Source organism: Staphylococcus sp. GW823-FHT05F06 (assembly GCF_058795495.1).
The window spans coordinates 1-26,268 of record NZ_JBXAHW010000009.1; the positions used below are offsets into that span (position 1 = coordinate 1).

The window sequence follows — 26,268 nt, forward strand, 5'->3', positions numbered from 1 at the left end:
CTATAACTATAAAAAATAGCTATGAAAAAATCTATCGTCATAGATTTCTTCATAGCTAATCTTAGTATGTTTTTTATATTAATGTCTTTATTAATCATTTTGAAATTAGAATATCTTTAAAAATGACTACTTTATTTAATATATTTTTGTACAAATAAGGTAAATTTGAAACTTTCAATGACACTCCTTTAACTTTATAAGTATGTCTTATTTATATTGGAATTAATTGAAGTCATTTGCTTTATTAACTATAAAAGAGAACCTCAAATTTTTATTACGATTAACTTTAAGAACAATGTAGTTCTCTGACTATAAATGATTGGGTTACAAAGCTAAAGATAAAGTAAAGCACTATAGTTAATTAACTTATCATGATTCTTTTTTAAATGATATGAATTATCCAAGTGCAACGTCAAGAATCATCATAATTGTAAAACCAATCATTAGACTTAAAGTTGCCAAATCAGTGTTGTTACTTGATTGAGAATCAGGTATCAGTTCTTCAACAACAACGAAAATCATTGCACCTGCAGCAAACGCTAATGCATAAGGCAATATAGGATTTACCACTAAAATTGCTGCAGCACCGATAGTAGCGAAAATAGGCTCAACAATTGCTGAAGCTTGTCCATAATTAAATGCTTTCCAACGTGTTGCACCTGCAGCACGGATTGGCATCGATAGTGCTGCACCTTCAGGAATATTCTGTATGCCGATACCTATCGCTAGACCAATCGCACCTAAAAATGTAGCGTGACTGTTGCCAGATACAACACCACCGAATGCAACTCCGATAGATAGTCCTTCAGGTATGTTGTGAAGTGTGATAGCTAACACAAGTAATGCATTTTTTCCAAGAGAGGTAGGCACACCCTCTTGTTGTTGGTTTTTATCTTGGGCATTTTGGTGAATATGGGGAATAATATAATCTAGAACCCTGATAAAAACGCCACCGAGAATAAAACCTATTGCTGCAGGAAGCCATGGCATAGCACTATTTTCACTCGATTCAATTGCGGGTTGTAACAATGACCAAAACCTTGCATCGAATTTAAGACTTTATCATTCACTTTCTTAAATATAAAAACTGCTGCCGCACCCAAAGCAGTAAGTAACCACGTGATTATTCCGGCTATAAGCGCCTGAATATAGGGTGGTGCGTTTTGGAATAAATCTGACATATCTAAGTCTCCTTATATCATTTGAATCTAAAAAGGTGTATAATATATAGAACTGAATTTAGCTTAACAAAATTTTTTTGAAAATTCGATAGTTGACAATTTCCAGTATTTGAAAAGGAAGATAAGCATGGAAGCATACAAAATTGAACATTTAAATAAATCCTATGCAGATAAAGAAATTTTTAATGATCTTAACCTATCTATATCTGAGCATGAAAGAATTGGATTAGTAGGTATCAATGGAACAGGTAAAAGTACACTATTAAAAGTCATTGGTGGTCTAGATGAAGATTTTACTGCAGATATTACCCACCCTAATCAATATCGCATTCGTTATTCCTCTCAAAAACAAGACCTCAATGGCCATATGACTGTGTTCGAAGCTGTTTTAAGTTCGGATACTCCTACATTAAGAATTATAAAAAAATATGAAGAAGCAGTTAATCGCTATGCGTTAGATCAAAGTGACTCTAATTTTAATAAAATGATGGAAGCACAAGAAGAAATGGATCAAAAGGATGCATGGGACTATAATGCAGAAATTAAAACGATTTTATCTAAACTAGGGATTCACGATACAACTAAGAAAATAGTTGAACTTTCGGGTGGTCAACAAAAAAGAGTTGTATTGGCTAAAACTCTAATAGAACAACCGGATTTACTTTTGCTAGATGAACCGACGAACCATCTTGACTTTGAATCCATCCGTTGGCTCATTAATTATGTCAAGCAATATCCACATACAGTTTTATTTGTAACACATGATCGCTACTTTTTAAATGAAGTATCGACGCGAATTATTGAACTGGATAGAGGGAAGTTAAAAACATATCCAGGTAATTATGAAGATTACATAGTAATGCGTGCAGAAAATGAATTAGTAGAACAAAAACAACAAGAAAAACAAAAAGCATTGTATAAACAAGAGTTAGCATGGATGCGAGCAGGAGCAAAGGCAAGAACTACTAAACAACAGGCACGTATCAATAGATTTAATCAACTAGAATCAGACATTAAGACGCAACATACACAAGATAAGGGTGAACTTAATCTTGCATATTCAAGGTTAGGTAAACAAGTATATGAATTAAAGAATTTATCAAAATCAATTAATAATAAAGTTTTATTTGAAGATGTCACTGAAATTATTCAAAGTGGTAGACGTATAGGTATTGTAGGACCTAATGGAGCGGGAAAAACAACATTACTTAATATTTTAAGTAATGAAGATCAGGACTATGAGGGTGAGCTTAAAATCGGTCAGACTGTTAAGGTAGCTTATTTTAAGCAAACCGAAGAGACACTTGACCGTGATATAAGAGTGATTGACTACCTAAGAGAAGAAAGTGAAATGGCTAAAGAAAAAGATGGTACCTCAATTTCAGTTACACAATTGTTAGAAAGATTTTTATTTCCGAGCGCTACACACGGTAAAAAAGTTTATAAACTCTCAGGGGGAGAACAAAAGCGTCTGTATTTATTACGTTTACTTGTTCATAAACCTAATGTACTCCTTTTAGATGAACCGACTAATGATTTAGATACTGAAACACTTACGATTTTAGAAGATTACATTGATGATTTCGGTGGTTCTGTCATTACGGTCAGTCATGATCGTTATTTCTTAAATAAAGTGGTACAAGAATATTGGTTTATTCATGATGGTAAAATCGAAAAAATTATTGGATCATTTGAAGATTATGAATCTTTTAAAAAGGAACTTGAACGCCAAGCCATGCTATCTAAACAAACTGAACAACAAAATAAACATAAGCATCAACCAAAAAAGAAAACAGGACTTTCTTATAAAGAGAAGTTAGAATACGAAACAATTATGACGCGTATAGAAATGACTGAAACGCGTTTAGAAGACCTTGAACAAGAAATGATTAATGCAAGTGATAATTATGCAAGAATTAAAGAACTTAATGAGGAAAAAGAGCAACTTGAAGCAACCTATGAAGCAGACATCACGAGATGGAGTGAGCTTGAAGAAATTAAAGAACAATAAGGGGAATGTAATCATGCAAGAGACTTTATCGCATTATTTTGGTTATAAGTCATTTCGACCAGGACAAGAAGAAATTATAACTAAAATATTAAATCATCAGCATACACTGGGAGTACTACCTACCGGTGGCGGTAAATCGATATGCTATCAAGTACCAGGTTTAATGCAGGGTGGCACAACTATTGTTATAAGTCCACTTATTTCTTTGATGAAAGACCAAGTTGATCAACTACAAGCAATGGGAATTCAAGCTGCATATTTGAATAGTAGTTTGACTCATAAACAACAAAAAGAGATTGAAGAGCAAATAAAGCGTGGCGCCATTCAGTTTTTATATGTAGCTCCAGAGCGCTTTGAAAATACTTTTTTTCTAAATTTATTACGTAAAATAGAAATACCCCTTATCGCTTTTGATGAAGCACACTGTATATCGCAGTGGGGACATGATTTTAGACCTAGTTACCAAAGTGTCATACAAAAAGTTTTTACATTACCTCAAAACTTCACAATAGTTGCACTTACAGCTACTGCAACCGTTGAAGTTCAACAAGATATCATGTCTAAGTTATCAATTGGACAAAATGATGTTGTCAAAACAAGTACTAAAAGACGCAATTTAATCTTCAAAGTCAATCCGACTTATCAGCGACAAAAATTTGTTGTGGATTATGTTGCAAATCATGAAGGACAGGCAGGAATCATTTATTGTTCCACTCGTAAGCAGGTAGAAGAATTACACGAAGCTCTAAATAGTGAAAAAATTAAGAGCACAATTTATCATGCTGGTTTAACGAATAAAGAGAGAATTGAGGCGCAAAATGATTTCTTATATGATCGTGTAGAGGTTGTCATTGCGACAAATGCATTTGGTATGGGTATTGATAAATCAAATGTACGTTATGTCATTCACTATAACATGCCTGGAGATTTGGAATCTTACTATCAGGAAGCTGGACGCGCAGGACGTGATGGTTTAAAAAGTGAGTGTATCCTTTTGTTTAGTGAACGAGATAAGGGATTACATGAGTATTTTATTACTGTATCCCAAGCTGATGATGACTATAAAGATAAAATGGGCGAAAAATTAACGAAAATGATTCAATATACCAAAACGAAAAAGTGTTTAGAAGCGACAATTGTTCATTATTTTGAACCCAATGAAAATTTAGAGGAATGCAATCAATGTAGTAATTGTATACAGGAAAATAAAACGTATGATATGACTCGTGAAGCGAAAATGATTATTAGCTGTATTGCTCGAATGAAGCAACAGGAAAGTTATAGTGTTATTATACAAGTTTTACGTGGAGAAGTGACAGATTATATAAAACACCATCATTATAATGAATTAACGACACATGGGTTGATGAAAAATTATACAACATCTGAGTTATCACACTTAATTGATGAGCTACGTTTCAAAGGATATTTAAATGAAAATGATGAAATTCTTATGTGTGATACATCAGTGAAACAATTACTAAATAATCATACCAAGGTTTATACCACTCCGTTCAAACAAAAAACTAAAGAGAAGGTATTTATCAACACTGTTGAAGGTGTGGATAGAGCGTTATATCGTGAGCTTGTTGATGTACGTAAACAGCTAAGTGATAAACTTGGAATAGCACCTGTAAGTATATTTTCTGATTACACGCTCGAAGAATTTGCTAAGCGTAAACCTGAATCGAAACAAGAAATGATTGCTATTGATGGTGTAGGTAGTTATAAATTAAAGCATTATTGTCCTAAGTTTATCGAAACCATACAAAGCTATAAAACTAGAATATAAATGATTGAACGACGAAATCTCTTATCTTTTGATTTCGTCGTTTTTTAATTATATGAAGTTGGATATTAAGTATTCATAATACTTTTTGTTAATTTGAATTTTGAAATACAATAAATGTTAATTTTCAATTAAAAATGATTTAATAGGGAATATAGATTAAAATGGTCTACTATTTTGTAGAGGGAATGAAGGTGAAAAAGTGATTAAATTTAAAAATGTCACAAAGCGATATGCTAATAATATTGCTGTAGATAATGTAAGTTTTAATATTAAAGAAGGAGAATTTTTTGTGTTAATTGGTCCTTCAGGTTGTGGTAAGACAACAACACTTAAAATGATCAATCGTTTAATTCCTTTAAGCGAAGGTTACATATATTTTAAAGATAAACCAATTAGTGATTATCCAGTTTACGAAATGCGTTGGGATATTGGATATGTACTACAACAAATTGCATTATTTCCTCATATGACTATCAAAGAAAACATTGCACAAGTACCCCAAATGAAAAAGTGGAAAGATAACGATATTGATTTACGTGTGGATGAATTATTGACAATGGTAGGTTTAAATCCTGAGCAATTTAAAAATAGAAAACCTGATGAACTATCGGGTGGACAACGACAAAGGGTTGGTGTAGTGCGAGCATTAGCTGCAGATCCTCCCGTTATTATCATGGATGAGCCTTTTAGTGCTCTTGACCCAATTAGCAGAGAGAAGTTGCAGGACGATTTGATTTATTTGCAAACTCAAATTAAGAAAACAATAGTTTTTGTAACGCATGATATTCAAGAAGCGATGAAACTAGGTGACAGAATTTGTTTACTCAATGAAGGGCGTGTTGAACAAATTGATACACCTGATGGTTTTAGAACGCGACCTAAAAGTGACTTTGTAAAGCAATTCATGGGTAGTCATTTGGATACAACGCATAATATTGTGAATCAAGTGAAGATTAAAGATTTAGGAATTAATCGGTCTGTAGATGACAATGCAAGCGTTATTCATTATCCTGAAGTAGATGCTGAGTTGTACTTAAATAATATTTATGAAGATTTGTCTCATTATGATGCAGTTGTGGTCAACGATAAAGAACAACATCGTCGATATTTGTTAAATAGAGAAGATGTGTTTACTTATTTATCTCTTAATAAGGAGGAAGCGACACATGAATGAGTTCTTTGCGACATTAAGTGATAGAAAAGGGCAGCTATTTTCTACTATAATTGAACACATTCAACTTTCTTTTATAGCGCTTTTCATTGCAACTCTTATAGCAGTACCAATTGCAATTTTGCTCACTAAAACAAAAAAACTTTCAGAAATCGTCATGAATATTGCAGCTGTTCTACAAACAATTCCATCACTGGCACTACTTGGTTTGATGATACCAATTTTCGGAATTGGGAGACTTCCGGCAATTATCGCCTTAGTTGTATATGCGTTACTTCCTATTCTACGTAATACATACACAGGTATTAAGGAGGTCGATCCCTCTCTTATTGAAGCGGCTAAAGGCATTGGAATGAAACCACTTAGAAGATTGACCAAAGTCGAACTCCCTATTGCAATGCCTGTTATCATGGCAGGAATACGCACAGCTATGGTATTAATCATTGGTACTGCTACACTCGCAGCTTTAATAGGCGCTGGTGGTCTAGGAGATTTAATATTATTAGGCATTGATCGTAACAATAGTGCACTCATTTTAATAGGTGCTATTCCAGCTGCACTTCTAGCTATTATTTTTGATTTTATTTTAAGATACATGGAACGTTTATCATATAAAAAATTGCTCATTTCTTTAGGGACAATTGTAATTGTGATTATCATAGCTATTGCCATACCTATGGCAGCGCAAAAAGGTGATAAAATCACATTCGCAGGCAAGCTAGGTTCAGAACCGTCAATTATTACGAATATGTATAAAATACTTATTGAAGAAGACACAGATGATACTGTAGAAGTCAAAGATGGCATGGGTAAAACCTCATTCTTATTTAATGCGCTTAAGTCAGATGAAATTGATGGTTATTTAGAATTTACAGGTACTGTATTAGGTGAATTAACGAAAGAAGATTTAAAGTCTAAAAAAGAAAACGATGTATATCAACAAGCAAAGTCTAGTTTAGAAAAAAAATATGATATGACAATGCTTAAACCGATGAAATATAATAATACGTATGCATTAGCTGTAAAACGTGACTTTGCAAAAAAATATCAAATTAAGACAATAGGTGATTTACGCAAGGTAGAAGATAAACTTAAACCAGGTTTTACATTGGAATTTAATGATAGACCAGATGGATACAAAGCTGTTAAAAAAACGTATCATCTTAATCTTTCTAATGTTAAAACTATGGAACCTAAATTACGTTATACTGCAGTTAAAAAGGGAGATATTAATCTCATAGACGCATACTCTACTGATGCAGAATTAAAACAATATAACATGGTAGTATTAAAAGATGATCAACATGTATTTCCTCCATACCAAGGAGCACCGCTATTTAAAGAAAAATATTTAAAAGACCATCCTGAAGTTAAAAAACCGCTCAATAAATTGGCGAATAGAATCACAGATGAAGAAATGCAAGAAATGAACTATAAGGTAACAGTGAAGAAAGAGGATCCTTATAAAGTAGCAAGAGAATACTTAGAAAAAGAAAAATTAATAAAATAAAATTGTGCGTTTCGAGATGGATTTGATAGCTATTCGATGTCTAAATGGTACATCGAATAGCTATTTATAATTTAACTATTTCAACCGATATAGTGAATTTAAAATGTAATGTTAGAAGTGTGATTGATTTTAAGGTATGAGTTTGTTTATAATAGGTACTAAGTTTTTTAAAATTTCAGTCAATTTAAGGTGTGATTTATGTATGAAGAAACAATTAGACCAATTAACAGCATATACGCCAGGGCTTTCTCCAGAATCTTTAAAAAAACAGTATGGCATTAGAGGTGAATTACATAAACTTGCTTCAAATGAAAATGTATATGGTCCAAGTCCAAAAGTTAAAACGGCTATTCAATCTCATTTAGATGAATTATATTATTATCCGGAATCTGGATCGCCAAAATTAAGGGAAGCAATAAGTCAACAACTTAATGTTGATGCATCTCGTATTTTATTTGGTGCGGGTTTAGATGAGGTCATTCTAATGATATCAAGAGCCGTATTATCACCAGGAGATAAGATTATCACTAGTGAATCTACTTTCGGACAATATTATCATAATGCAATTGTGGAATCAGCTGATGTTATCCAAGTGCCTCTCAAAGATGGTGGATTTGATTTAGATGGTATGTTACAACAAATTGATAATAAAACGTCTTTAATTTGGTTATGCAATCCTAACAATCCAACTGGGACTTACTTTTCGCACGATGAATTATTTAATTTCTTAAAACGTGTCCCAAGTGATATTCCTGTATTAATTGACGAAGCATATGTAGAATTCGTTACTGCTGATGATTTTCCAGATACGCTAAAATTACAGGAGGATTTTGACAATGCCTTTTTATTACGTACTTTTTCTAAGGCATATGGATTAGCTGGATTAAGAGTAGGATATGTTATAGCCTCTGAAGACGTCATTGAAAAGTGGAATATCATTCGTCCACCATTTAATGTTACTAGAATTTCAGAATATGCAGCAATCGCTGCCTTAGAAGATCAAGAGTATTTGAAAGAAGTGACACAAAAAAATAGTTTTGAACGAGATAAATTTTATCAAATTCCTCAAAGTCAGCATTTTTTACCAAGTCAAGCGAATTTTGTCTTTGTTAAAACTTCAAGAAGTCAAGCACTTTATGATGCATTGTTAAACGTAGGATGTATTACACGTTTATTCCCTAACGGTGTTAGAATTACTATTGGTTTACCAGAACAAAATAATAAGATGATTGAAGTTTTAAAACATTTTGAGTATTAAACTAACACTCTTTGATAACTTTTGATTTAAAAAAGATGTGATATCGTAGTTAAATAGATTAAACAGAAGGAAAAAATTTTGCTATACTAAACACGTATATCACGAACAGGGAGTGTAAGAGCATGACGCGACAGAGAATCGCCATTGATATGGATGAAGTGCTTGCTGATACATTGGGTGCTGTTGTTAAAGCGGTCAATGAACGAGCGGATTTAAATATCAAAATGGAATCATTAAACGGTAAAAAATTAAAACATATGATACCCGAGCATGAGGGGTTAGTCATGGATATTTTAAAAGAACCTGGATTCTTTAGAAATTTAGATGTAATGCCGCATGCTCAAGAAGTTGTAAAACAACTCAATGAGCATTACGACATATACATAGCCACAGCAGCGATGGATGTTCCAACCTCTTTTCATGACAAATATGAATGGTTATTAGAATACTTTCCTTTTTTAGATCCACAACATTTTGTATTTTGTGGTAGAAAGAATATTATTCTTGCAGATTATCTTATTGATGATAATCCAAAGCAATTGGAAATTTTTGAAGGGAAATCAATTATGTTTACTGCTTCTCATAATGTTTATGAACATAGATTTGAACGCGTAAGTGGTTGGAGAGATGTAAAGAATTATTTTAATTCAATTGAAAAATAGAGAAGATAAAAGTCATAGGTCACTTTATTTGATGGCCTATGACTTTTTTATTAAACATTTTTAAAGTTATCTTTCATAATCATATGCTGTTTCGATAATGCCTTTAAGTTCACTAATTAGCGGTTCTTTTGGATTAGCAGTTGTACATTGATCTTCAAATGCTAATTCAGCCATTCTGTCTATAGTAGAGTGAAGAAGCTCTTCAGTTACGCCTTGTGATTTTAAATTCATATCAATACCAACTGAACATCCTAAATCATACACCGCATTAGCTAGAGCATCCACTAATTCATCAGTTGTATTACCTTTGAGTCCTAAAAATTTTGCAATGTCAGCATAGTCAGTATCTGCTCTAAAGAAATCATATTTAGGAAACAGTGCATGTTTTTGTGGATCTTTGGCATTATAGCGAATGACATGTGGTAATAAAATAGCATTTGTTCTGCCGTGGGGAATACCATATTCACCACCAATTTTATGTGCGATAGAATGAGAAATTCCTAAAAAAGCATTGGCAAATGCCATACCGGCCATTGTTGAAGCATTATGCATTTTTTCTCGTGAGTGTTTGTCATTTTCTTGAACTGATGATTTTAGATAATCAAAAGTTAACTTTATTGCTTGTAAGCTTAAGCCTCTTGTATAATCTGAAGCCATGACAGAGACGTAAGATTCAATGGCATGTGTCAAAACATCCATTCCTGTATCTGCGGTAACATCTTTAGGTACACTTAATACGAATTGTGGATCGACGATAGCAATATCGGGAGTTAACGCATAATCTGCTAGTGGATACTTAACGTGTGTCTCGCTATCAGTAATTACTGCAAAAGGTGTCACTTCAGAACCAGTTCCTGATGTCGTTGGTATACATATAAATTTTGCGTTTTTAGGTTTGGTAATTTTATAAGTACGTTTACGAATATCTAAGAACTTTTGTTTTGCCCCAAAAAATGAAGTTTCTGGATGCTCAAAGAACATCCATATTGCTTTGGCTGCATCCATTGCCGAACCGCCACCGAGTGCAATAATAGTATCAGGTTGGAAATTTATAAACATTTCTAACCCCTTATAGACTGTATGAGTTGATGGATTAGGTTCAACTTCGTTAAACACTTTGATTTGTGGTTGGTTTTCTCGGCGTCTCAGCACTTGTTCAACTATATCAGTATAACCAATATTAACCATTCCTGGATCACAAACTATCATTACACGTTCAACATTATCCATCTCTGTCAAATACATAACTGAATTTTCTTCAAAATAAACTTTAGGTGGGAGTTTAAACCATTGCATATTATTACGACGTTTTGCTATTGTTTTAATATTTAATAAGTCTACTGCGCTTACATTATGAGAAATAGAATTTCTACCATGTGAACCACAACCTAACGTGAGTGAAGGAATGAGTTCATTATACATATTTCCAATTCCTCCGACAGCAGAAGGTGTATTTACCAATACACGGCAAGCTTTCATTTTTAGACCGAATTTTTGTTGTAATTGACTATCCTCGGTGTGAATTACAGCAGTGTGACCTAAACCACCAAATTTTAATGTGTCTTCACAAATTTGTAGTGCATGTCCTGTTGATTTTGCAGTTACCATTGCGAGTACAGGTGATAATTTTTCACGTGATAAAGGATAATCTTTTCCAATTCCATCAATTTCTGCGACTAATAATTTTGTTTTTTCTGGAACACTAATTCCTGACAATTTCGCTATATCTACAGCAGATTTACCAACTATATCAGGTTTAACTGCAGTTTTATCTTCATTCATGATGGCATCTTCTAATTGTTGTAGTTCATTTTTATTAACAAAATATGTTTGGTGTAATTTGAATTCTTTAACGACGTCAGTGTATACTTCTTTATCAACAACCATGACTTGTTCAGAAGCACAAATCATACCATTATCAAAAGTTTTAGAACCAATGATATCATTAACAGCACGTTTGATATGAGCAGTTTTTTCAATATAAGTAGGAACATTACCTGGACCGACTCCTAATGCAGGTTTACCTGTCGAATATGCGGACTTTACCATTCCAGAGCCTCCAGTCGCTAGAACTAAAGCAATATCTTTATGATTCATTAATTGTTTAGTTGCCACAATTGATGGCACTTCTATCCATTGAATACAATCTTTAGGAGCACCTGCTTTTGTTGCAGCTTCTAAAATGACTTTAGCAGCATATTTTGATGATTGTTGTGCACTTGGATGAAATGCGAAAATAATTGGATTACCTGTTTTAATAGCAATCATTGCTTTGAAAATAGTTGTAGATGTAGGGTTGGTCGTTGGTGTCACTCCACAAATAACGCCTATAGGTTCAGCTACATACGTTAATCCTTTTTGTTTATCTTCACCTATGATACCTACTGTTTTATTGTCTTTGATTGAATTCCATATGTACTCTGAGGCATATAAATTTTTGATAGCTTTGTCTTCATAAATACCTCTACCTGTTTCGTCGTAAGCTAGTTTAGCTAAATGCATATGCTGATCAACAGCAGCCATGCTCATCTGATGTACAATGTCATTAATCTCTTGTTGTGATTTTTTAGATAGTTCTTTTAGAGCTTCTTGTCCTTTTTCTGCTAATGAATCAATCATTTGTGTGACTTCATCTTTGTTTGATTCATATGTATTTTTTTTAGTTACAGATAACATATACAACCACTCCTTAGATATTGTGAAATAATTCACAAACATTATAGTACAGCTCTTTCCAAATTAAAAGAAAATACAGACTATTAAAGAGTCAATTGTGATGTTTATATGAACACGTTGTTAACCTATATATGTAGTCGGGGTTGAGGTGTAAGACTTGATGCAATGGGAACAAAACGTATTTGGTAGTTAAAAAAATCAATTTTTAAAAGAAGTAAATTTTAAAAAAATTATTGTAAGTATTCTTACTAAAAATAATGAGGGGTGTTGTAATGAAATTATCGTCTCACACGACTAACGATGTTATCAATTTATAAAATAAAAAACTGAGACAATCATTTATGTCTCAGTAGCTCATGCTTTAAAAATAAATTGATAAAGAATAAGTGAAATTTATATTAATTATTTTGTTCAGTTGCAGTAAGAAGTTGTATCGCTTTGGGTAATACTTGAATCTCAATTGGTGTTTCTAAATTTATTTCGCCGTCAATATCCACTTTCATACTAGGGTTTGTTGAGAGTGTGATGTGCTTACCTGATATGTGATCAATACCTTGTGTGATTTCGTTCCAATTCATACTATCACGTTTTTTTAATATATCATTCAATATATTTAGTGTTTGATCATTAAATACAAATGTGTTTGCTCTTCCATCTTGTGGCGATAAGTCGGTTAGCGGAATTTGTCCACCACCTATATTGGGACCGTTTGCTATTAACATCATCGAAGTATTGCCTTCTTTTGTTTCACCATCAACAGTCAAGGAGAAATCAAATTTAACAGGATTTAATAACGTTTTAACGGTTGATCTAATATAGCTGAATTTACCGAATATATCTTTAGAACCATCTTGAACATTCTCTGCATTTTGTACTATTAAGCCAAGTCCAACGAAATTAAGTACATATAAGTCGTTCACTTTTAACACATCATATGATTCAGCATGTGATGTTAATAATTGCTCACTAGCTGTTTTAAAATTAGGGTGCAGTTGAAGTGTTTTTGTAAAATCGTTAAAGGTACCACCTGGTATTACACCGATTGGTAAATTTAACTGATACTGCATAACGCCATTTACTAGTTCATTAAGTGTACCATCTCCACCTAAAATAAATAAAACGTCTACATCAGAGCTATAATTTTCATTTTTAATAGATTTACAATATTTAATAATATCGCCTTTATTTTCACTGAGTTGAAGAGAGAGGTGTTTACACATTGAACTAAGAGATTTTGCAACTTCTCCTATGCCATTATGTATATCTTTCAAACCGCTATGTTCATGATAGAAAAGAACACCATGGTTATACGGTTGTTTCATAAATATATACCTACTTTCGATAAATAGTTTGTGTAATTAGATTGTTTGAACTTTCCTTTATGTTTGATTTACATTATAAATTAAAATTTATGGTATTGAAACTTAAGTGTTCTATAAAGATAGATGTTCCAAATAAAATAACATAAATTTAAGAGTAAGAATATTAAGTTGGTAAAAATTTGTGTAGACATATAATATTATTTTTAATATCATTTTGGGATGCTATAATGTTGCGCAACGATGCTGTCTGAATTCAGTACCTGGAATTTTTTTACAATATCATTCACATATTGTGACATATCATGTGTGGAGATAATTACTGAAGTTTCCATTGGTAGAGTATGTTTAGTCATATGATAATTTTTATACATAAGACACCCCGTTAATTTAGTTTATTGGTATTTATTAAATTATACGAAAGGGCCTTATTTTTTAAGTATTTCAATGTAAAATTACATATAAACACAAAGTATTTTGACGAGATTCTTGAGGGAACAGGACAAGTTGAAGACTATAGGCTGAAGTTGTCCGCTAAGAAACCAAGCCAACAATACAAAGTATTATAAATAAAAAGCCAGTAAATGAATTTATAAAAAACTCATTTACTGGCTATTTTTCTAGGATTTATATTGTATCCACATTTTAGTGTAATGATTAACGAATACCTTTCATTGCTTTAGAAATCTTAGGAATAAACGCTAATATAATTAACGTAATCACGGTTGCAACAACACCTAAGAAGATAAAGTAATTGGTTTGACCAAGTGGTTTAATTAATTTAACTAATGTACCGTTAATGGCCTGAGCTGAAGCGTTAGTTAATAACCAAAGGCTCATCATTTGTGCGTTAAATGCCTTAGGTGCTAATTTAACTGCTGCACTACTACCAGTTGGAGAGAGACAAAGCTCACCAATAACACAGATAACGTATGAAAGAATAACCCAGTTAACTGAGAATTGTGTATCCCCATAAATATGACCGATTGCTCCCATAAGTATGTAGGATGCGCCTGCTAAAATAGTACCAATTGCAAACTTAATAGGTAGGCTAGGTTGTTTCTTTCCTAGCTTTTGCCATAAAAGAGTAACCACGGGTGCAAATAATAAAATAAATAATGGGTTAATGGTTTGGAAAATAGCTTCACCAAAATGTGTTTTCCAACCAAATAAATTTAATTTCATATCAGAGTTTTCAATACCATAGATATTTAATACATTAGATCCTTGTTCTTGAATTGACCAAAATAACATGCCTAAAATGAATAACGGAATAAATGCTTTTACTCTTGATCTTTCAGTATCAGTAACTTCTTTACTTCTAATCATTGTTGTAAAGTAAATGATTGGTAAAGCAATACCTAAAATTAAAACAGTATTACTGATTAAATTAAATGATAGCGTATGCGTAAAGTAAGCAATCATAAGGATTAATACTATTGCTATAACAACGATTCCGATGATTGTTCCGTACTTTTTCTTTTCAGAAGAAGATAATGGGTTCGTCGGTTTCATACCGATACTACCTAAAGTTTTTCGGTTAAATAGTAAGTACCAAACTAATCCAAGAGCCATCCCTATTGCTGCAATCAAGAAGCCACCATGGAAATTTCTAATATCAATATAGTGTTGTAAAATAATTGGTGAAACGAGTGCACCCATGTTCACTGACATATAGAAGATAACAAATCCAGCATCCATGCGTACGTCGTTTTCAGGATAGAGTCTACCAACAATATTTGAAATGTTTGGTTTCATTAAACCTGATCCTACAATAATAAAGAACATAGAAGTGAATAAACCTACCATTGCAAAAGGAAGGCTTAAACATATGTGACCTATAATAATTAATATAGCTCCGATTAATGTGGCACCTCGGGTACCTGTAATTCTATCAGCTATCCAGCCACCTGGAATTGAAGACATATAAATTAATGATCCATATACAGACATGATAGACATGGCTGTTGTTTTGTCCATTCCAAGTCCGTTTTCCTGGAGTGCAAAATACATATAAAAAATAAGCATTGCTCTCATTCCGTAATAGCTGAATCTCTCCCAAAATTCTACGAAAAAGAGAACGCCTAATCCTTTTGGATGTCCGAAGAATCCATGTTGTGGTATTTCTTGAACTGCTTTTTCATGGGACTTATTTGAAGTCATAAATCATCCCAACCTTTCTTGCCCAAATAACCTTATTAAATTGTTTTAAGGTGATTTTACTATTGTGATAAGAAAATTTCAATAATTTTCAAAAAATTTGAAAAAAGAAAATTCTGTCAATTGATATAATCTGTAACATTTAATCCGATGATATAATTTCAATAATTTTATTACTATATTTATTCAATGACGCGCTATATATAAAATACGCTTTAATGCAGCAAAGTGCAACAAAAAATCTCTACCATCAAATATAACAGTAGAGATTTTTATAAAATATATATTAACGATTATCTATTTTTTCTGGATACATGTCATGATTCATTAATCGATGTTCAGCCATTTTTTCATATTTTGTATCAGGACGACCATAATTCGTGTAAGGATCTATGGAAATGCCACCTCTCGGAGTAAATTTACCCCAAACTTCAATATAATGTGGGTCCATTAAATTAATTAAATCATTCATAATAATATTCATACAATCTTCGTGAAAATCTCCGTGGTTTCTAAAACTAAATAAATATAACTTTAATGATTTAGATTCCACCATCTTGATATTAGGGATATACGAGATATAAATTGTCGCAAAATCTGGTTGACCCGTAATAGGGCATAGTGATGTGAATTCAGGACAATTAAACTTAACAAAATAATCACGACCTTGATGCTTATTATCAAAAGTTTCTAAAACTTCCGGTCTATAATCAAATTCATAAGTGTTATTTTGATTGCCTAATAAAGTAATATCTTTTAATTCATCTTTTTGACGTCCTTGTGTCAATTTTCTAGCTCCTTTAATTATTTTGATTTATAGTTGTTTCACGTCTTGCTTTATCAAACATATAGTAACTTGCTCCGATAATGACAATATATCCTACTGTTGCAAACATATCAGGTGATTCTCCAAACAGAATAAATCCAAATAATGCAGTAAATATTATAGACGCATATGTGAAGATGGAGATATCTTTTGCTGGAGCAAAACTATAAGCCAATGTTATACCAATTTGTCCTACAGCTGCTGATAATCCAGCGCCGAGTAAGAAAAGAATTTGAATTGTTGTCATAGGTGTATAAGTAAATATTGAAAAAGGTATAAGAACTACAACTGAGAATAATGAAAAATAAAACACTATCGTATAAGGTTTTTCACGAGTGCTGAGTGCTCTAACACATGTGTAGGCAGAAGCTGCAAAAATACCGGATAGTAATCCTGCTATTGAAGGAATAACTGATGATGAAAATTCTGGTTTAACAATTAATAGCATCCCTATTATAGCAATAATCATCGCCGTGATTTGATATTTTCTTACCTTTTCATGTAAAAAAATTAAACTAAGAACAATTGTCCAAAAAGGATTTAATTTCATTAATGTATCAGCATCACTTAATACCATGTGATCAATTGCGTAGATATTAAGTAAGACACCAATTAACCCAAGTGTTGAACGTGAGATGAGTAGGGGTTGACTACTTAATTTTCCAAACATAGGTTGCCTATATTTATAAATAAAAAATAATGGTATAAACATGGCTACAAAATTTCTAGCTAGAGATTTTTGAAAGACTGGTAAATCACCGGCCAATCTAAAAAAGACTGACATAAAACTAAAACCCACAGCTGAAATCAATATAGCAATAATACCTTTAACTTTTGAATTCAATATCATCGCCTCAATATTATATGATTAACGACATTATATTAGCATATAAAATCTAACTATGCATAAGTTCTTGATAATTCAATGGAAACGAGCTATAATAAAAAACGAACAAATGTTCGCTTTTAAAGATTGTTATTTCTTATGCGCAATTTAATAAAAAGCTAGAATCATGTTTTTAAAAATGTAATTTATATCTGTTATTGTAGAAATTTACGTAACTATTCTTTTAACCCTATATGTCTAATTTCAATAGAAAAGCAAGTAAAGACACTCAAAAAAATTTTTTTATTTTAAAATAATGACACTAATCTCGTAGTGATGCACTTTCCAAATGATAGGTTGTTTCTGCCATCAATTTTTAACTTTCATTAGTGATATGAGTTATGTATAATGAAACACAGAATATAGTATCAAATTAGAAATGCAAACACTATATATAGTGTTTAGCTGAGAATTTAACGTTGTAGAATTTAATCATTTTAATGCAATTTGACACTACTTTTATCTCGAAAATATTGCAATTATAGTAAAACCCTACTAAAAAGATAATTTATCATGTAGTGCAAATTTAAGTTTTAACCACTATATATTGTGGTTATTTATATATTTTAAAGGCTATTTACAGATTGAAAAAATTTTACGTAAAAGTAACTATTTTCAACTGTTTTTATAAGTAGATGATTTAAATTATATTAAAGATATTTAATCATTTCTAATCTACTTTTGGCTGAATCAATGGTTGACGAAAGAAGGTGATTCAATGAAAGTAGTATATTATTCATTTTCTGGTAATGTTAGACGATTTATTAGTCGTGCTGGTATTAAAGATACATTTGAAATTACTCAAGATAATTGTAACGAATCAGTTAATGAACCCTACATTTTAGTTACTGGCACTATTGGATTTGGAGAGGTGCCGCAGCCGGTTCAATCTTTTTTAAATGTAAATCATACTCAGTTACAAGCTGTTGCTGCGAGTGGAAATCGAAATTGGGGACAAAATTTCGCTAAAGCTGGCCATACAATTTCTGAGGAATATAAAGTTCCATTAATGATGAAGTTTGAAGTACAAGGGACAAATAAAGACATTATTGAATTTAAGGATAAGGTGGGCAATTTCAATGAAAACCATGGAAGAAAAGAAATACAATCATATTGAATTAAATAATGAAGTGACCAAGAGAAAAGACAATGGTTTCTTTGATTTAGAGAAAGATCAAGAAGCATTGAAAGTGTATCTTGAAGAAATCCATGATAAAATGATTTCTTTTGATGATGAAATCGAAAGACTTCATTATCTTGTTGATAATAATTTTTATTTTAATGTTTTCGAAAAATATAGCGAAGCAGAATTAATTGAAATTACTGAATACGCAAAATCAATTCACTTCCAATTTGCTAGTTATATGTCGGCAAGTAAGTTTTATAAGGATTACGCTTTAAAAACGAATGATAAAACTAAGTTTCTTGAGGATTATAATCAGCACGTCGCAATCGTTGCACTTTATTTAGCGAATGGTAATGTTAAACAAGCAAAACAATTTATTTCTGCAATGGTGGAACAACGTTATCAACCGGCGACACCAACATTCTTGAATGCAGGTAGAGCAAGACGTGGAGAACTTGTTTCATGTTTCTTATTAGAAGTAGACGATAGCTTAAATTCTATCAATTTCATTGATTCAACTGCAAAACAACTTAGTAAAATTGGTGGTGGTGTGGCCATTAATTTATCGAAACTTCGTGCACGTGGAGAAGCAATTAAAGGAATTAAAGGTGTAGCTAAAGGTGTTTTACCTGTTGCTAAGGCACTTGAAGGTGGATTTAGTTATGCAGATCAATTAGGACAACGTCCTGGCGCTGGGGCAGTGTACTTAAATATTTTCCATTACGATGTTGAAGAGTTTTTAGATACTAAGAAAGTGAATGCAGATGAAGATTTACGTTTATCTACTATTTCGACTGGTCTTATTGTACCTTCTAAATTCTTTGATTTGGCTAAAGAGGGTAAAGATTTCTATATGTTTGCACCTCATACAGTTAAACAAGAATACGGTGTGACTTTAGATGATATTGATTTAGAAAAGTATTACGACGATATGGTTGCAAACCCTAATATCGATAAAAAGAAAAAAGACGCACGTGAAATGTTAAATATGATTGCACAAACACAATTACAGTCTGGTTATCCATATCTTATGTTTAAAGATAATGCAAACAAAGTACATGCGAATTCAAATATTGGGCAAATTAAAATGAGTAATTTATGTACTGAAATTTTCCAATTACAAGAGACATCAGTAATTAACGACTATGGAATTGAAGATGAAATTAAAAGAGATATTTCATGTAACTTAGGCTCATTGAATATAGTGAATGTTATGGAATCAGGTAAATTCAGAGATTCTGTGTTCACAGGTATGGATGCTCTTACAGTTGTAAGTGATGAAGCAAATATTCAAAATGCACCAGGTGTAAAAAAAGCGAATAGTGAACTACATTCTGTTGGACTAGGAGTAATGAACTTACATGGTTATCTAGCTAAAAATAAAATTGGCTATGAATCTGAAGAAGCAAAAGACTTTGCTAATATATTCTTTATGATTATGAACTATTATTCCATCGAACGTTCAATGGAAATTGCAAAAGAGCGTGGAGAAAAGTATCAAGACTTTGAGCAATCAGACTATGCAAATGGTAAATATTTTGAATTCTATACATCTCAAGAATTTGAACCAAAATTTGAAAAGGTTCGCCAACTTTTTGATGGTATCGATATACCTACTTCAAATGATTGGAAAGAATTGCAAAATAAAGTAGAACAATATGGACTTTATCACGCTTATAGATTAGCTATTGCTCCGACTCAAAGTATTTCTTATGTTCAAAATGCGACAAGTTCTGTTATGCCTATTGTTGACCAAATTGAACGTCGTACGTATGGAAATGCGGAAACATTTTATCCAATGCCATTTTTATCACCAGAAACAATGTGGTACTACAAATCAGCATTTAATACTGACCAAATGAAACTTATTGACTTAGTAGCTACAATTCAAACTCACGTAGACCAAGGTATTTCAACGATACTTTATGTTAATTCAGAAATTTCAACACGTGAACTTTCAAGATTATATGTATATGCACACCATAAAGGCCTTAAATCTTTATACTATACACGTAATAAATTATTAAGTGTGGAAGAATGTACAAGTTGTGCGATTTAATTGATTAAGTTGTAAAGATTTTAGAGTAGAGTGATGAATTGATGTATTTCTTTAAATTATAGATTTACATTGGTTCAAAACTCTTTATTTTATACATAAATATGACAGGAGGATTTTAATGAAGGCGGTAAATTGGAACACCCAAGAAGATATGACTAATATGTTCTGGCGTCAAAATATCTCACAAATGTGGGTGGAAACAGAATTTAAAGTATCAAAAGATATAGCAAGTTGGAAAACATTAACAGATTCTGAGAAAAATACTTTTAAAAAAGCGCTTGCAGGTTTAACAGGTTTAGATACACATCAAGCTGATGATGGTATGCCATTAATCATGCTTCATACTACTGATTTAAGAAAGAAAGCTGTTTATTCATTTATGGCTATGATGGAACAAATCCATGCGAAAAGTTATTCTCATATCTTCACTACATTATTACCATCTAGTGAAACCAACTATTTATTGGATACTTGGGTTATTGAAGAGCCACATTTAAAATATAAATCAGATAAAATTGTAGAAAATTACCACAAACTTTGGGGTAAAGAAGCATCGATTTACGATCAATATATTGCTCGTGTTTCTAGTGTATTCTTAGAAACATTTCTATTCTATTCTGGCTTCTATTATCCATTATATCTCGCAGGACAAGGAAAAATGACTACGTCAGGTGAAATTATACGTAAGATACTTTTAGATGAATCTATACATGGAGTGTTCACAGGTTTAGATGCACAAAGTCTACGTAATGAGTTATCTGAAAGTGAGAAACAAAAAGCTGATCAAGAAATGTACAAATTATTAAATGAACTTTATGATAATGAAGTTTCATATACACATTTATTATATGATGATATTGGTCTTGCTGAAGATGTATTAAATTATGTTCGATATAATGGAAATAAAGCATTATCGAATTTAGGTTTTGAACCATATTTCGAAGAGAGAGAGTTTAACCCTATTATTGAAAATGCACTAGATACATCTACAAAGAACCACGATTTCTTCTCTGTTAAAGGTGATGGCTATACATTGGCTTTAAATGTTGAGCCTCTACGTGATGAAGACTTTGTTTTTGATAATTAATATAGTACTTTTAAAGAGATTTCTATTAAAATTAGTAGGAATCTCTTTTTTTATGAAAGTTGGTATTATAAAATATTTTGATGTATTATTACTGCTGGATAAAACATTTATAAAATTCCCAAAAAATATGAAAAAACTATTGAAAAAAGAAAATAGAGTCTATAATATTGATGTTAATGATAATCATTATCATTATCATTACTTTCGTATATTGACCTTATACATCTTTAATATTTAGCAAGGAGATTAACTAATGAAATTTATTTTTAAAGGTTATACCTTATTTATTTTATTAGTGATTTTAACTATTGTCTCTTTATTTATAGGGGTGAGTCAGCTCTCTCTAATAGATATTTTCCATTTAAGTGATGAACAAATAAACATTTTGTTTTCGAGTCGAATTCCCAGAACAGTTAGTATTCTACTTTCGGGTAGTTCACTAGCTTTATCAGGATTAATTATGCAACAGATGATGCAAAATAAATTTGTAAGCCCAACGACTGCTGGTACTATGGAGTGGGCAAAATTAGGTATTTTAATGTCATTGTTGTTCTTTCCTAATGGTCCCATTTTAATCAAATTATTATTTGCTGTTGTTCTAAGTATTGTTGGAACGTTTTTATTTGTCCAATTAATTAATCTTATCCGTGTAAAAGATGTAATCTTTGTTCCACTTTTAGGCATTATGATTGGTGGTATTTTATCCAGTTTTACTACATTTGTAGCGTTGAGAACCAATGCTTTACAAAGCATTGGAAACTGGTTAACTGGTAACTTTGCAGTTATAACGAGTGGTCGTTTTGAGGTGTTGTATCTCACAATACCATTACTTATTTTGGCATTTGTATTTGCAAATCATTTTACTATTGCAGGTATGGGAAAAGACTTTAGTCATAATTTAGGTGTAAGTTATGAAAAAATCATTAAAATAGCATTATTCATAACAGCAACGCTAACAGCATTAGTTGTTGTTACTGTTGGAACATTACCATTTTTAGGTTTAATCGTACCGAATATCATATCTATCTATAGAGGCGATCATTTGAAAAATGCTTTACCACACACGCTTATGCTCGGTGCAATTTTTGTTTTAATTGCTGATATTATTGGTAGAATAATTGTTTACCCTTACGAAATTAATATTGGATTGACGATAGGTGTATTTGGCACAATTATTTTCCTAATCTTGCTAATGAAAGGTAGGAAAAATTATGCAAATGAGCGCTAATAAAAAAATAAGTATACTGGTCGTTATGGCAATTTGTATGGCAATTTTTTATTTATTGGTAGGTTTAGATTTTGATATATTTGAATATCAATTCCAAAGCCGTTTCAAAAAATTTATTCTTATATTATTAGTAGGAGCATCGATAGGAACGTCCGTAGTTATTTTCCAATCTATTACTACAAATAGATTATTAACTCCTTCTATTATGGGACTTGATTCTGTGTATTTATTTGTCAAAGTCTTACCTATTTTTATTTTAGGTGAACAAGCAACTGTTGTTACAAATATCTACCTTAATTTTTTAATCACTTTGATCGCAATGGTGTTTTTTTCATTGCTATTATTTCAAGTTATATTTAAACTAGGTCACTTTTCAGTCTATTTCATATTACTAGTTGGTGTAATATTAGGAACTTTCTTCCGTAGTATTACAAGTTTTCTCCAACTTATAATGAATCCTGAATCTTTTTTAGCAGTTCAAAATGTTATGTTTGCTAGCTTTGAAGCATCAAATTCTAAATTAGTAACTGTTTCAGGCATATTATTAGTTATATTAATAATTGTTACAATAATACTTCGACCATATTTAGATGTTCTTTTGTTAGGTAGAGCACAAGCAATTAATCTAGGTGTTTCTTATGAGAATATGACGCGTATGTTTCTTATTTTGGTTGCTTTACTCGTCTCTATATCTACTGCATTAATAGGTCCTGTAACATTTCTTGGCTTATTAACTGTCAACTTAGCACACGAATTTATGAAGACCTATGAACACAAATTTATTTTACCGGCAACAATATTATTCAGCTGGATTAGTTTATTTATAGCGCAATGGGTAGTTGAAAATCTATTCGAAGCAACAACTGAATTCAGTTTGATAGTAGATTTAGTTGGTGGAAGTTACTTCATATATTTGCTTGTCAAAAGGAGAAATGCAAATTGATTCAAATTCGAAATTTAGATAAAACGATAGACAATAAACCTATTTTAAAAGATATTAGCGTAGATATTAAAAAGGGAAAATTGACTTCACTCATAGGTCCTAACGGTGCTGGTAAGAGTACATTATTATCTGCTATCAGTCGCTTATTTAGTTATGAGAACGGTTCAATTTTGATTGAAGACAAAGAAATTTCAGAATATAAAACTGACGATTTAGCTAAAAAATTAAGTATTTTAAAACAATCTAATCACACTGATATGAACATAACTATCGAGCAACTAGTTAAATTTGGTCGTTTTCCATATTCAAAAGGTCGAATGAAGCAAGAAGACTATGACAAAGTGGAATATGCTCTTGACTTATTACAGCTTAATGAAATTAAACATCGTAATATTAAAACACTATCTGGAGGTCAGCGACAACGTGCATATATTGCTATGACTATAGCACAAGATACTGATTATATATTATTAGACGAGCCTTTAAATAATTTAGATATGAAACATTCAGTACAGATTATGCAAACGTTACGAGATTTATGTCGTCAGTTAAATAAAACAATCATTATCGTATTACATGATATCAACTTTGCTTCTTGTTATTCAGACGACATCATTGCGCTTAAACAAGGTGAGCTAGTTAAAGCTGATGATAAAGATAATGTTATTCAGTCTGACATTTTAAAAAGTTTATATGAAATGGAAGTACGTATAGAGGAGATAAGGGGACAACGTATTTGTCTATATTATGATGAAACTACTTTTGACTCAGTTTAATGATTAAAATTGAGACGCATAGTAAAAGAGGTTATCCATACGAAAAGAAATTATAAATTTGATTAGGGAGTTGCACATATGAAAAAAACAGTCTTATATTTATTATTGTCTCTAGTTTTAGTTTTAACGGCTTGTAGTAATAGTTCGAATAATAATTCAACTTCGAAAAAGAAAAATAGTGATTCTAAAGAAACTGTAACCATCAAAAATAGTTTTGAAGCAAGTGGTAAAGAAAATAATGGCAGTGATAAGAAAAAAATCTCTAATACTGTCGAAGTACCAAAGAATCCTAAAAATGCCGTTGTATTAGATTATGGAGCGCTTGATGTGTTGAAAGAATTAGGTGTGGCTGATAAAGTAAAAGGTTTACCTAAAGGTGAAAATAACCAATCTTTACCTAAATTTTTAGATGAATTTAAAGATGATAAGTATATTAATACTGGAAATTTAAAAGAAGTGAACTTTGATAAAGTTGCATCAGCTAAACCAGATGTGATTTTTATTTCAGGAAGAACAGCTAATCAGAAAAATTTAGATGAATTTAAAAAAGCTGCACCAAAAGCTAAAGTTGTATATGTAGGTACAAGTGATGACAACTTAATTAAAGATATGAAAAAAAATACAGAAAATTTAGGGAAAATCTACGATAAAGAAGATAAAGCTAAAAAAATTAATAAAGATTTAGATAGAAAAATATCTGATATGAAAGATAAAACTAAAGACTTTAATAAGAAAGTAATGTATTTATTGGTTAACGAAGGTGAACTATCAACGTTTGGACCAGGAGGAAGATTTGGTGGTTTAGTGTTTGATACATTAGGATTTAAACCTGCAGACAAAAAGGTTAGCAAAAGCCCGCATGGTCAAAATATAAATAATGAATATATTAACAAGCAGAATCCAGATGTTATTTTAGCTATGGATCGTGGTTCAGTTGTAGGTGGTAAAGCAACAACAAATCAAGTTTTAAAAAACAAAGTTATAAAAAATGTAAAAGCAGTAAAAAGTAATCATATTTACGAATTAGATCCAAAACTATGGTATTTCTCTTCAGGATCTTCAACGACAACTATCAAACAAATTGATGAATTAAATGAAGTAGTAGAGAAAGTTGAAAAATAATCTTATAATAAGAGAAAATCAACCGAGGTATAAGAAGAAAACTTTAAATGCATGAATAGAATGTTGATATAAGAAGAGCTCCTAAAGCGAATTTTTAAATAAAATTCACTTTAGGAGCTCAAATATTTCAAAAACTTTGTAACAAGTTATTTATACTTCAAAATATAAATGATAATGAAATTTACAACGACTGTTAAAATGCGCTTTACAACGAGGACACATTTCTACCATCATATAGTCACGAATACGCATCTCATGTTTACAAACACCACACATAATAGCTTTTTCATCAAACTCATTTTCAGCCCATCTTTCAATTGTATGAGATACGTGTTCATTATGACATTTATAACACGGATAATATTTGTTGCAACATTTAAATTTAATGGCAATAACATCTAAAGATGAATAATAATGTGTACATCGTGTTTCATTATCTATGAGTGATCCATAAACCTTTGCCAATGATGTGTCC

The 26,268-nt window shown here is 31.5% G+C and carries 21 protein-coding genes and 1 pseudogene; 14 read left to right on the forward strand and 8 right to left on the reverse strand.

Going from position 1 to position 26,268, the window contains the following annotated elements; translation table 11 throughout:
- Positions 1-396 precede the first annotated feature (396 nt).
- A pseudogene (locus AC1Q7N_RS07095) lies at positions 397-1,181 on the reverse strand (ZIP family metal transporter).
- A 121-nt stretch (positions 1,182-1,302) separates the two neighbouring features.
- Here AC1Q7N_RS07095 and AC1Q7N_RS07100 point away from each other — a divergent pair.
- The 6 genes from AC1Q7N_RS07100 (at position 1,303) to AC1Q7N_RS07125 (ending at position 9,585) form a co-directional block, all read left to right on the forward strand.
- Positions 1,303-3,192: an ABC-F family ATP-binding cassette domain-containing protein gene (locus AC1Q7N_RS07100; RefSeq protein ID WP_171004421.1), complete on the forward strand. Its 1,890-nt coding sequence runs from the start codon at positions 1,303-1,305 to the stop codon at positions 3,190-3,192.
- Positions 3,193-3,202: 10 nt separating this feature from the next.
- Entirely contained in the window at positions 3,203-4,984 is a 1,782-nt protein-coding gene (recQ, locus tag AC1Q7N_RS07105; RefSeq protein ID WP_145376474.1) for a DNA helicase RecQ, read from the forward strand.
- A 199-nt stretch (positions 4,985-5,183) separates the two neighbouring features.
- Positions 5,184-6,158, forward strand: a complete 975-nt coding sequence (locus tag AC1Q7N_RS07110; RefSeq protein ID WP_002468663.1) for an ABC transporter ATP-binding protein — start codon at positions 5,184-5,186, stop codon at positions 6,156-6,158.
- Entirely contained in the window at positions 6,151-7,665 is a 1,515-nt protein-coding gene (locus tag AC1Q7N_RS07115) for an ABC transporter permease/substrate-binding protein (RefSeq protein WP_002438893.1), read from the forward strand. The genes AC1Q7N_RS07110 and AC1Q7N_RS07115 overlap by 8 nt, the downstream gene beginning before the upstream one ends.
- A 202-nt stretch (positions 7,666-7,867) precedes the next feature.
- On the forward strand, positions 7,868-8,923 hold the full coding sequence (hisC, locus tag AC1Q7N_RS07120; RefSeq protein WP_145376472.1) for a histidinol-phosphate transaminase: 1,056 nt from the start codon (positions 7,868-7,870) through the stop codon (positions 8,921-8,923).
- A 122-nt stretch (positions 8,924-9,045) separates the two neighbouring features.
- Positions 9,046-9,585 (forward strand): 5' nucleotidase, NT5C type, encoded by a 540-nt coding sequence (locus tag AC1Q7N_RS07125; RefSeq protein ID WP_002468869.1) that lies wholly within the window; start codon positions 9,046-9,048, stop codon positions 9,583-9,585.
- A 66-nt stretch (positions 9,586-9,651) separates the two neighbouring features.
- Here AC1Q7N_RS07125 and adhE read toward each other — a convergent pair whose 3' ends face one another.
- From adhE to AC1Q7N_RS07155, 6 genes are all read right to left on the reverse strand, one after another.
- Positions 9,652-12,261, reverse strand: coding sequence for a bifunctional acetaldehyde-CoA/alcohol dehydrogenase (adhE, locus tag AC1Q7N_RS07130; protein WP_002485611.1), 2,610 nt, complete (start codon positions 12,259-12,261; stop codon positions 9,652-9,654).
- A 398-nt stretch (positions 12,262-12,659) separates the two neighbouring features.
- Positions 12,660-13,583, reverse strand: a complete 924-nt coding sequence (locus AC1Q7N_RS07135; protein WP_002468862.1) for a diacylglycerol/lipid kinase family protein — start codon at positions 13,581-13,583, stop codon at positions 12,660-12,662.
- 209 nt (positions 13,584-13,792) lie between these two features.
- Entirely contained in the window at positions 13,793-13,954 is a 162-nt protein-coding gene (locus AC1Q7N_RS07140; RefSeq protein ID WP_001829650.1) for a hypothetical protein, read from the reverse strand.
- 283 nt (positions 13,955-14,237) lie between these two features.
- Positions 14,238-15,743 (reverse strand): peptide MFS transporter, encoded by a 1,506-nt coding sequence (locus AC1Q7N_RS07145; protein WP_002438897.1) that lies wholly within the window; start codon positions 15,741-15,743, stop codon positions 14,238-14,240.
- A 283-nt stretch (positions 15,744-16,026) separates the two neighbouring features.
- On the reverse strand, positions 16,027-16,527 hold the full coding sequence (gene queF / locus AC1Q7N_RS07150) for a preQ(1) synthase (protein ID WP_001832596.1): 501 nt from the start codon (positions 16,525-16,527) through the stop codon (positions 16,027-16,029).
- 13 nt (positions 16,528-16,540) lie between these two features.
- Positions 16,541-17,416, reverse strand: coding sequence for a DMT family transporter (locus tag AC1Q7N_RS07155; protein ID WP_001829684.1), 876 nt, complete (start codon positions 17,414-17,416; stop codon positions 16,541-16,543).
- Positions 17,417-18,170: 754 nt separating this feature from the next.
- Between AC1Q7N_RS07155 and nrdI the strand changes: the two genes are divergently transcribed.
- The 8 genes from nrdI (at position 18,171) to AC1Q7N_RS07195 (ending at position 25,793) form a co-directional block, all read left to right on the forward strand.
- Positions 18,171-18,569 (forward strand): class Ib ribonucleoside-diphosphate reductase assembly flavoprotein NrdI, encoded by a 399-nt coding sequence (gene nrdI, locus AC1Q7N_RS07160; protein WP_001829589.1) that lies wholly within the window; start codon positions 18,171-18,173, stop codon positions 18,567-18,569.
- A complete protein-coding gene (nrdE, locus tag AC1Q7N_RS07165) occupies positions 18,532-20,637 on the forward strand; it encodes a class 1b ribonucleoside-diphosphate reductase subunit alpha (RefSeq protein ID WP_001829582.1) in 2,106 nt (701 codons plus the stop codon). Before nrdI ends, nrdE begins: the two co-directional genes overlap by 38 nt.
- A gap of 118 nt (positions 20,638-20,755) precedes the next feature.
- Complete coding sequence (gene nrdF, locus AC1Q7N_RS07170; protein ID WP_001829597.1) at positions 20,756-21,724, forward strand: class 1b ribonucleoside-diphosphate reductase subunit beta; 969 nt, start codon at positions 20,756-20,758, stop codon at positions 21,722-21,724.
- Positions 21,699-21,962: a hypothetical protein gene (locus tag AC1Q7N_RS07175; RefSeq protein WP_002456931.1), complete on the forward strand. Its 264-nt coding sequence runs from the start codon at positions 21,699-21,701 to the stop codon at positions 21,960-21,962. The genes nrdF and AC1Q7N_RS07175 overlap by 26 nt, the downstream gene beginning before the upstream one ends.
- A 15-nt stretch (positions 21,963-21,977) precedes the next feature.
- Positions 21,978-22,952 (forward strand): ABC transporter permease, encoded by a 975-nt coding sequence (locus AC1Q7N_RS07180; protein WP_002438902.1) that lies wholly within the window; start codon positions 21,978-21,980, stop codon positions 22,950-22,952.
- Complete coding sequence (locus AC1Q7N_RS07185; RefSeq protein WP_002438903.1) at positions 22,936-23,895, forward strand: iron chelate uptake ABC transporter family permease subunit; 960 nt, start codon at positions 22,936-22,938, stop codon at positions 23,893-23,895. Before AC1Q7N_RS07180 ends, AC1Q7N_RS07185 begins: the two co-directional genes overlap by 17 nt.
- Positions 23,892-24,671 (forward strand): iron ABC transporter ATP-binding protein, encoded by a 780-nt coding sequence (locus tag AC1Q7N_RS07190; RefSeq protein ID WP_001829596.1) that lies wholly within the window; start codon positions 23,892-23,894, stop codon positions 24,669-24,671. The genes AC1Q7N_RS07185 and AC1Q7N_RS07190 overlap by 4 nt, the downstream gene beginning before the upstream one ends.
- A 78-nt stretch (positions 24,672-24,749) precedes the next feature.
- Complete coding sequence (locus AC1Q7N_RS07195) at positions 24,750-25,793, forward strand: ferrated catecholamine ABC transporter substrate-binding lipoprotein SstD (protein ID WP_145376470.1); 1,044 nt, start codon at positions 24,750-24,752, stop codon at positions 25,791-25,793.
- Between the two features lie 150 nt (positions 25,794-25,943).
- On the opposite strand, the gene AC1Q7N_RS07200 is transcribed toward AC1Q7N_RS07195, so the two are convergent.
- Positions 25,944-26,258, reverse strand: coding sequence for a CHY zinc finger protein (locus tag AC1Q7N_RS07200; protein ID WP_001829567.1), 315 nt, complete (start codon positions 26,256-26,258; stop codon positions 25,944-25,946).
- Positions 26,259-26,268 lie beyond the last annotated feature (10 nt).

What these genes read in the sequence shown, in the direction of transcription:
- AC1Q7N_RS07115 (WP_002438893.1), top strand. Translation starts at nt 6,151, where the DNA reads ATGAATGAGTTCTTTGCGACATTAAGTGATAGAAAAGGGCAGCTATTT.
- hisC (WP_145376472.1), top strand. Translation starts at nt 7,868, where the DNA reads ATGAAGAAACAATTAGACCAATTAACAGCATATACGCCAGGGCTTTCT.
- AC1Q7N_RS07125 (WP_002468869.1), top strand. Translation starts at nt 9,046, where the DNA reads ATGACGCGACAGAGAATCGCCATTGATATGGATGAAGTGCTTGCTGAT.
- adhE (WP_002485611.1), bottom strand. Translation starts at nt 12,261, where the DNA reads ATGTTATCTGTAACTAAAAAAAATACATATGAATCAAACAAAGATGAA.
- AC1Q7N_RS07135 (WP_002468862.1), bottom strand. Translation starts at nt 13,583, where the DNA reads ATGAAACAACCGTATAACCATGGTGTTCTTTTCTATCATGAACATAGC.
- AC1Q7N_RS07140 (WP_001829650.1), bottom strand. Translation starts at nt 13,954, where the DNA reads ATGTATAAAAATTATCATATGACTAAACATACTCTACCAATGGAAACT.
- AC1Q7N_RS07145 (WP_002438897.1), bottom strand. Translation starts at nt 15,743, where the DNA reads ATGACTTCAAATAAGTCCCATGAAAAAGCAGTTCAAGAAATACCACAA.
- AC1Q7N_RS07155 (WP_001829684.1), bottom strand. Translation starts at nt 17,416, where the DNA reads ATGATATTGAATTCAAAAGTTAAAGGTATTATTGCTATATTGATTTCA.
- nrdI (WP_001829589.1), top strand. Translation starts at nt 18,171, where the DNA reads ATGAAAGTAGTATATTATTCATTTTCTGGTAATGTTAGACGATTTATT.
- nrdE (WP_001829582.1), top strand. Translation starts at nt 18,532, where the DNA reads ATGAAAACCATGGAAGAAAAGAAATACAATCATATTGAATTAAATAAT.
- nrdF (WP_001829597.1), top strand. Translation starts at nt 20,756, where the DNA reads ATGAAGGCGGTAAATTGGAACACCCAAGAAGATATGACTAATATGTTC.
- AC1Q7N_RS07175 (WP_002456931.1), top strand. Translation starts at nt 21,699, where the DNA reads ATGAAGACTTTGTTTTTGATAATTAATATAGTACTTTTAAAGAGATTT.
- AC1Q7N_RS07180 (WP_002438902.1), top strand. Translation starts at nt 21,978, where the DNA reads ATGAAATTTATTTTTAAAGGTTATACCTTATTTATTTTATTAGTGATT.
- AC1Q7N_RS07185 (WP_002438903.1), top strand. Translation starts at nt 22,936, where the DNA reads ATGCAAATGAGCGCTAATAAAAAAATAAGTATACTGGTCGTTATGGCA.
- AC1Q7N_RS07195 (WP_145376470.1), top strand. Translation starts at nt 24,750, where the DNA reads ATGAAAAAAACAGTCTTATATTTATTATTGTCTCTAGTTTTAGTTTTA.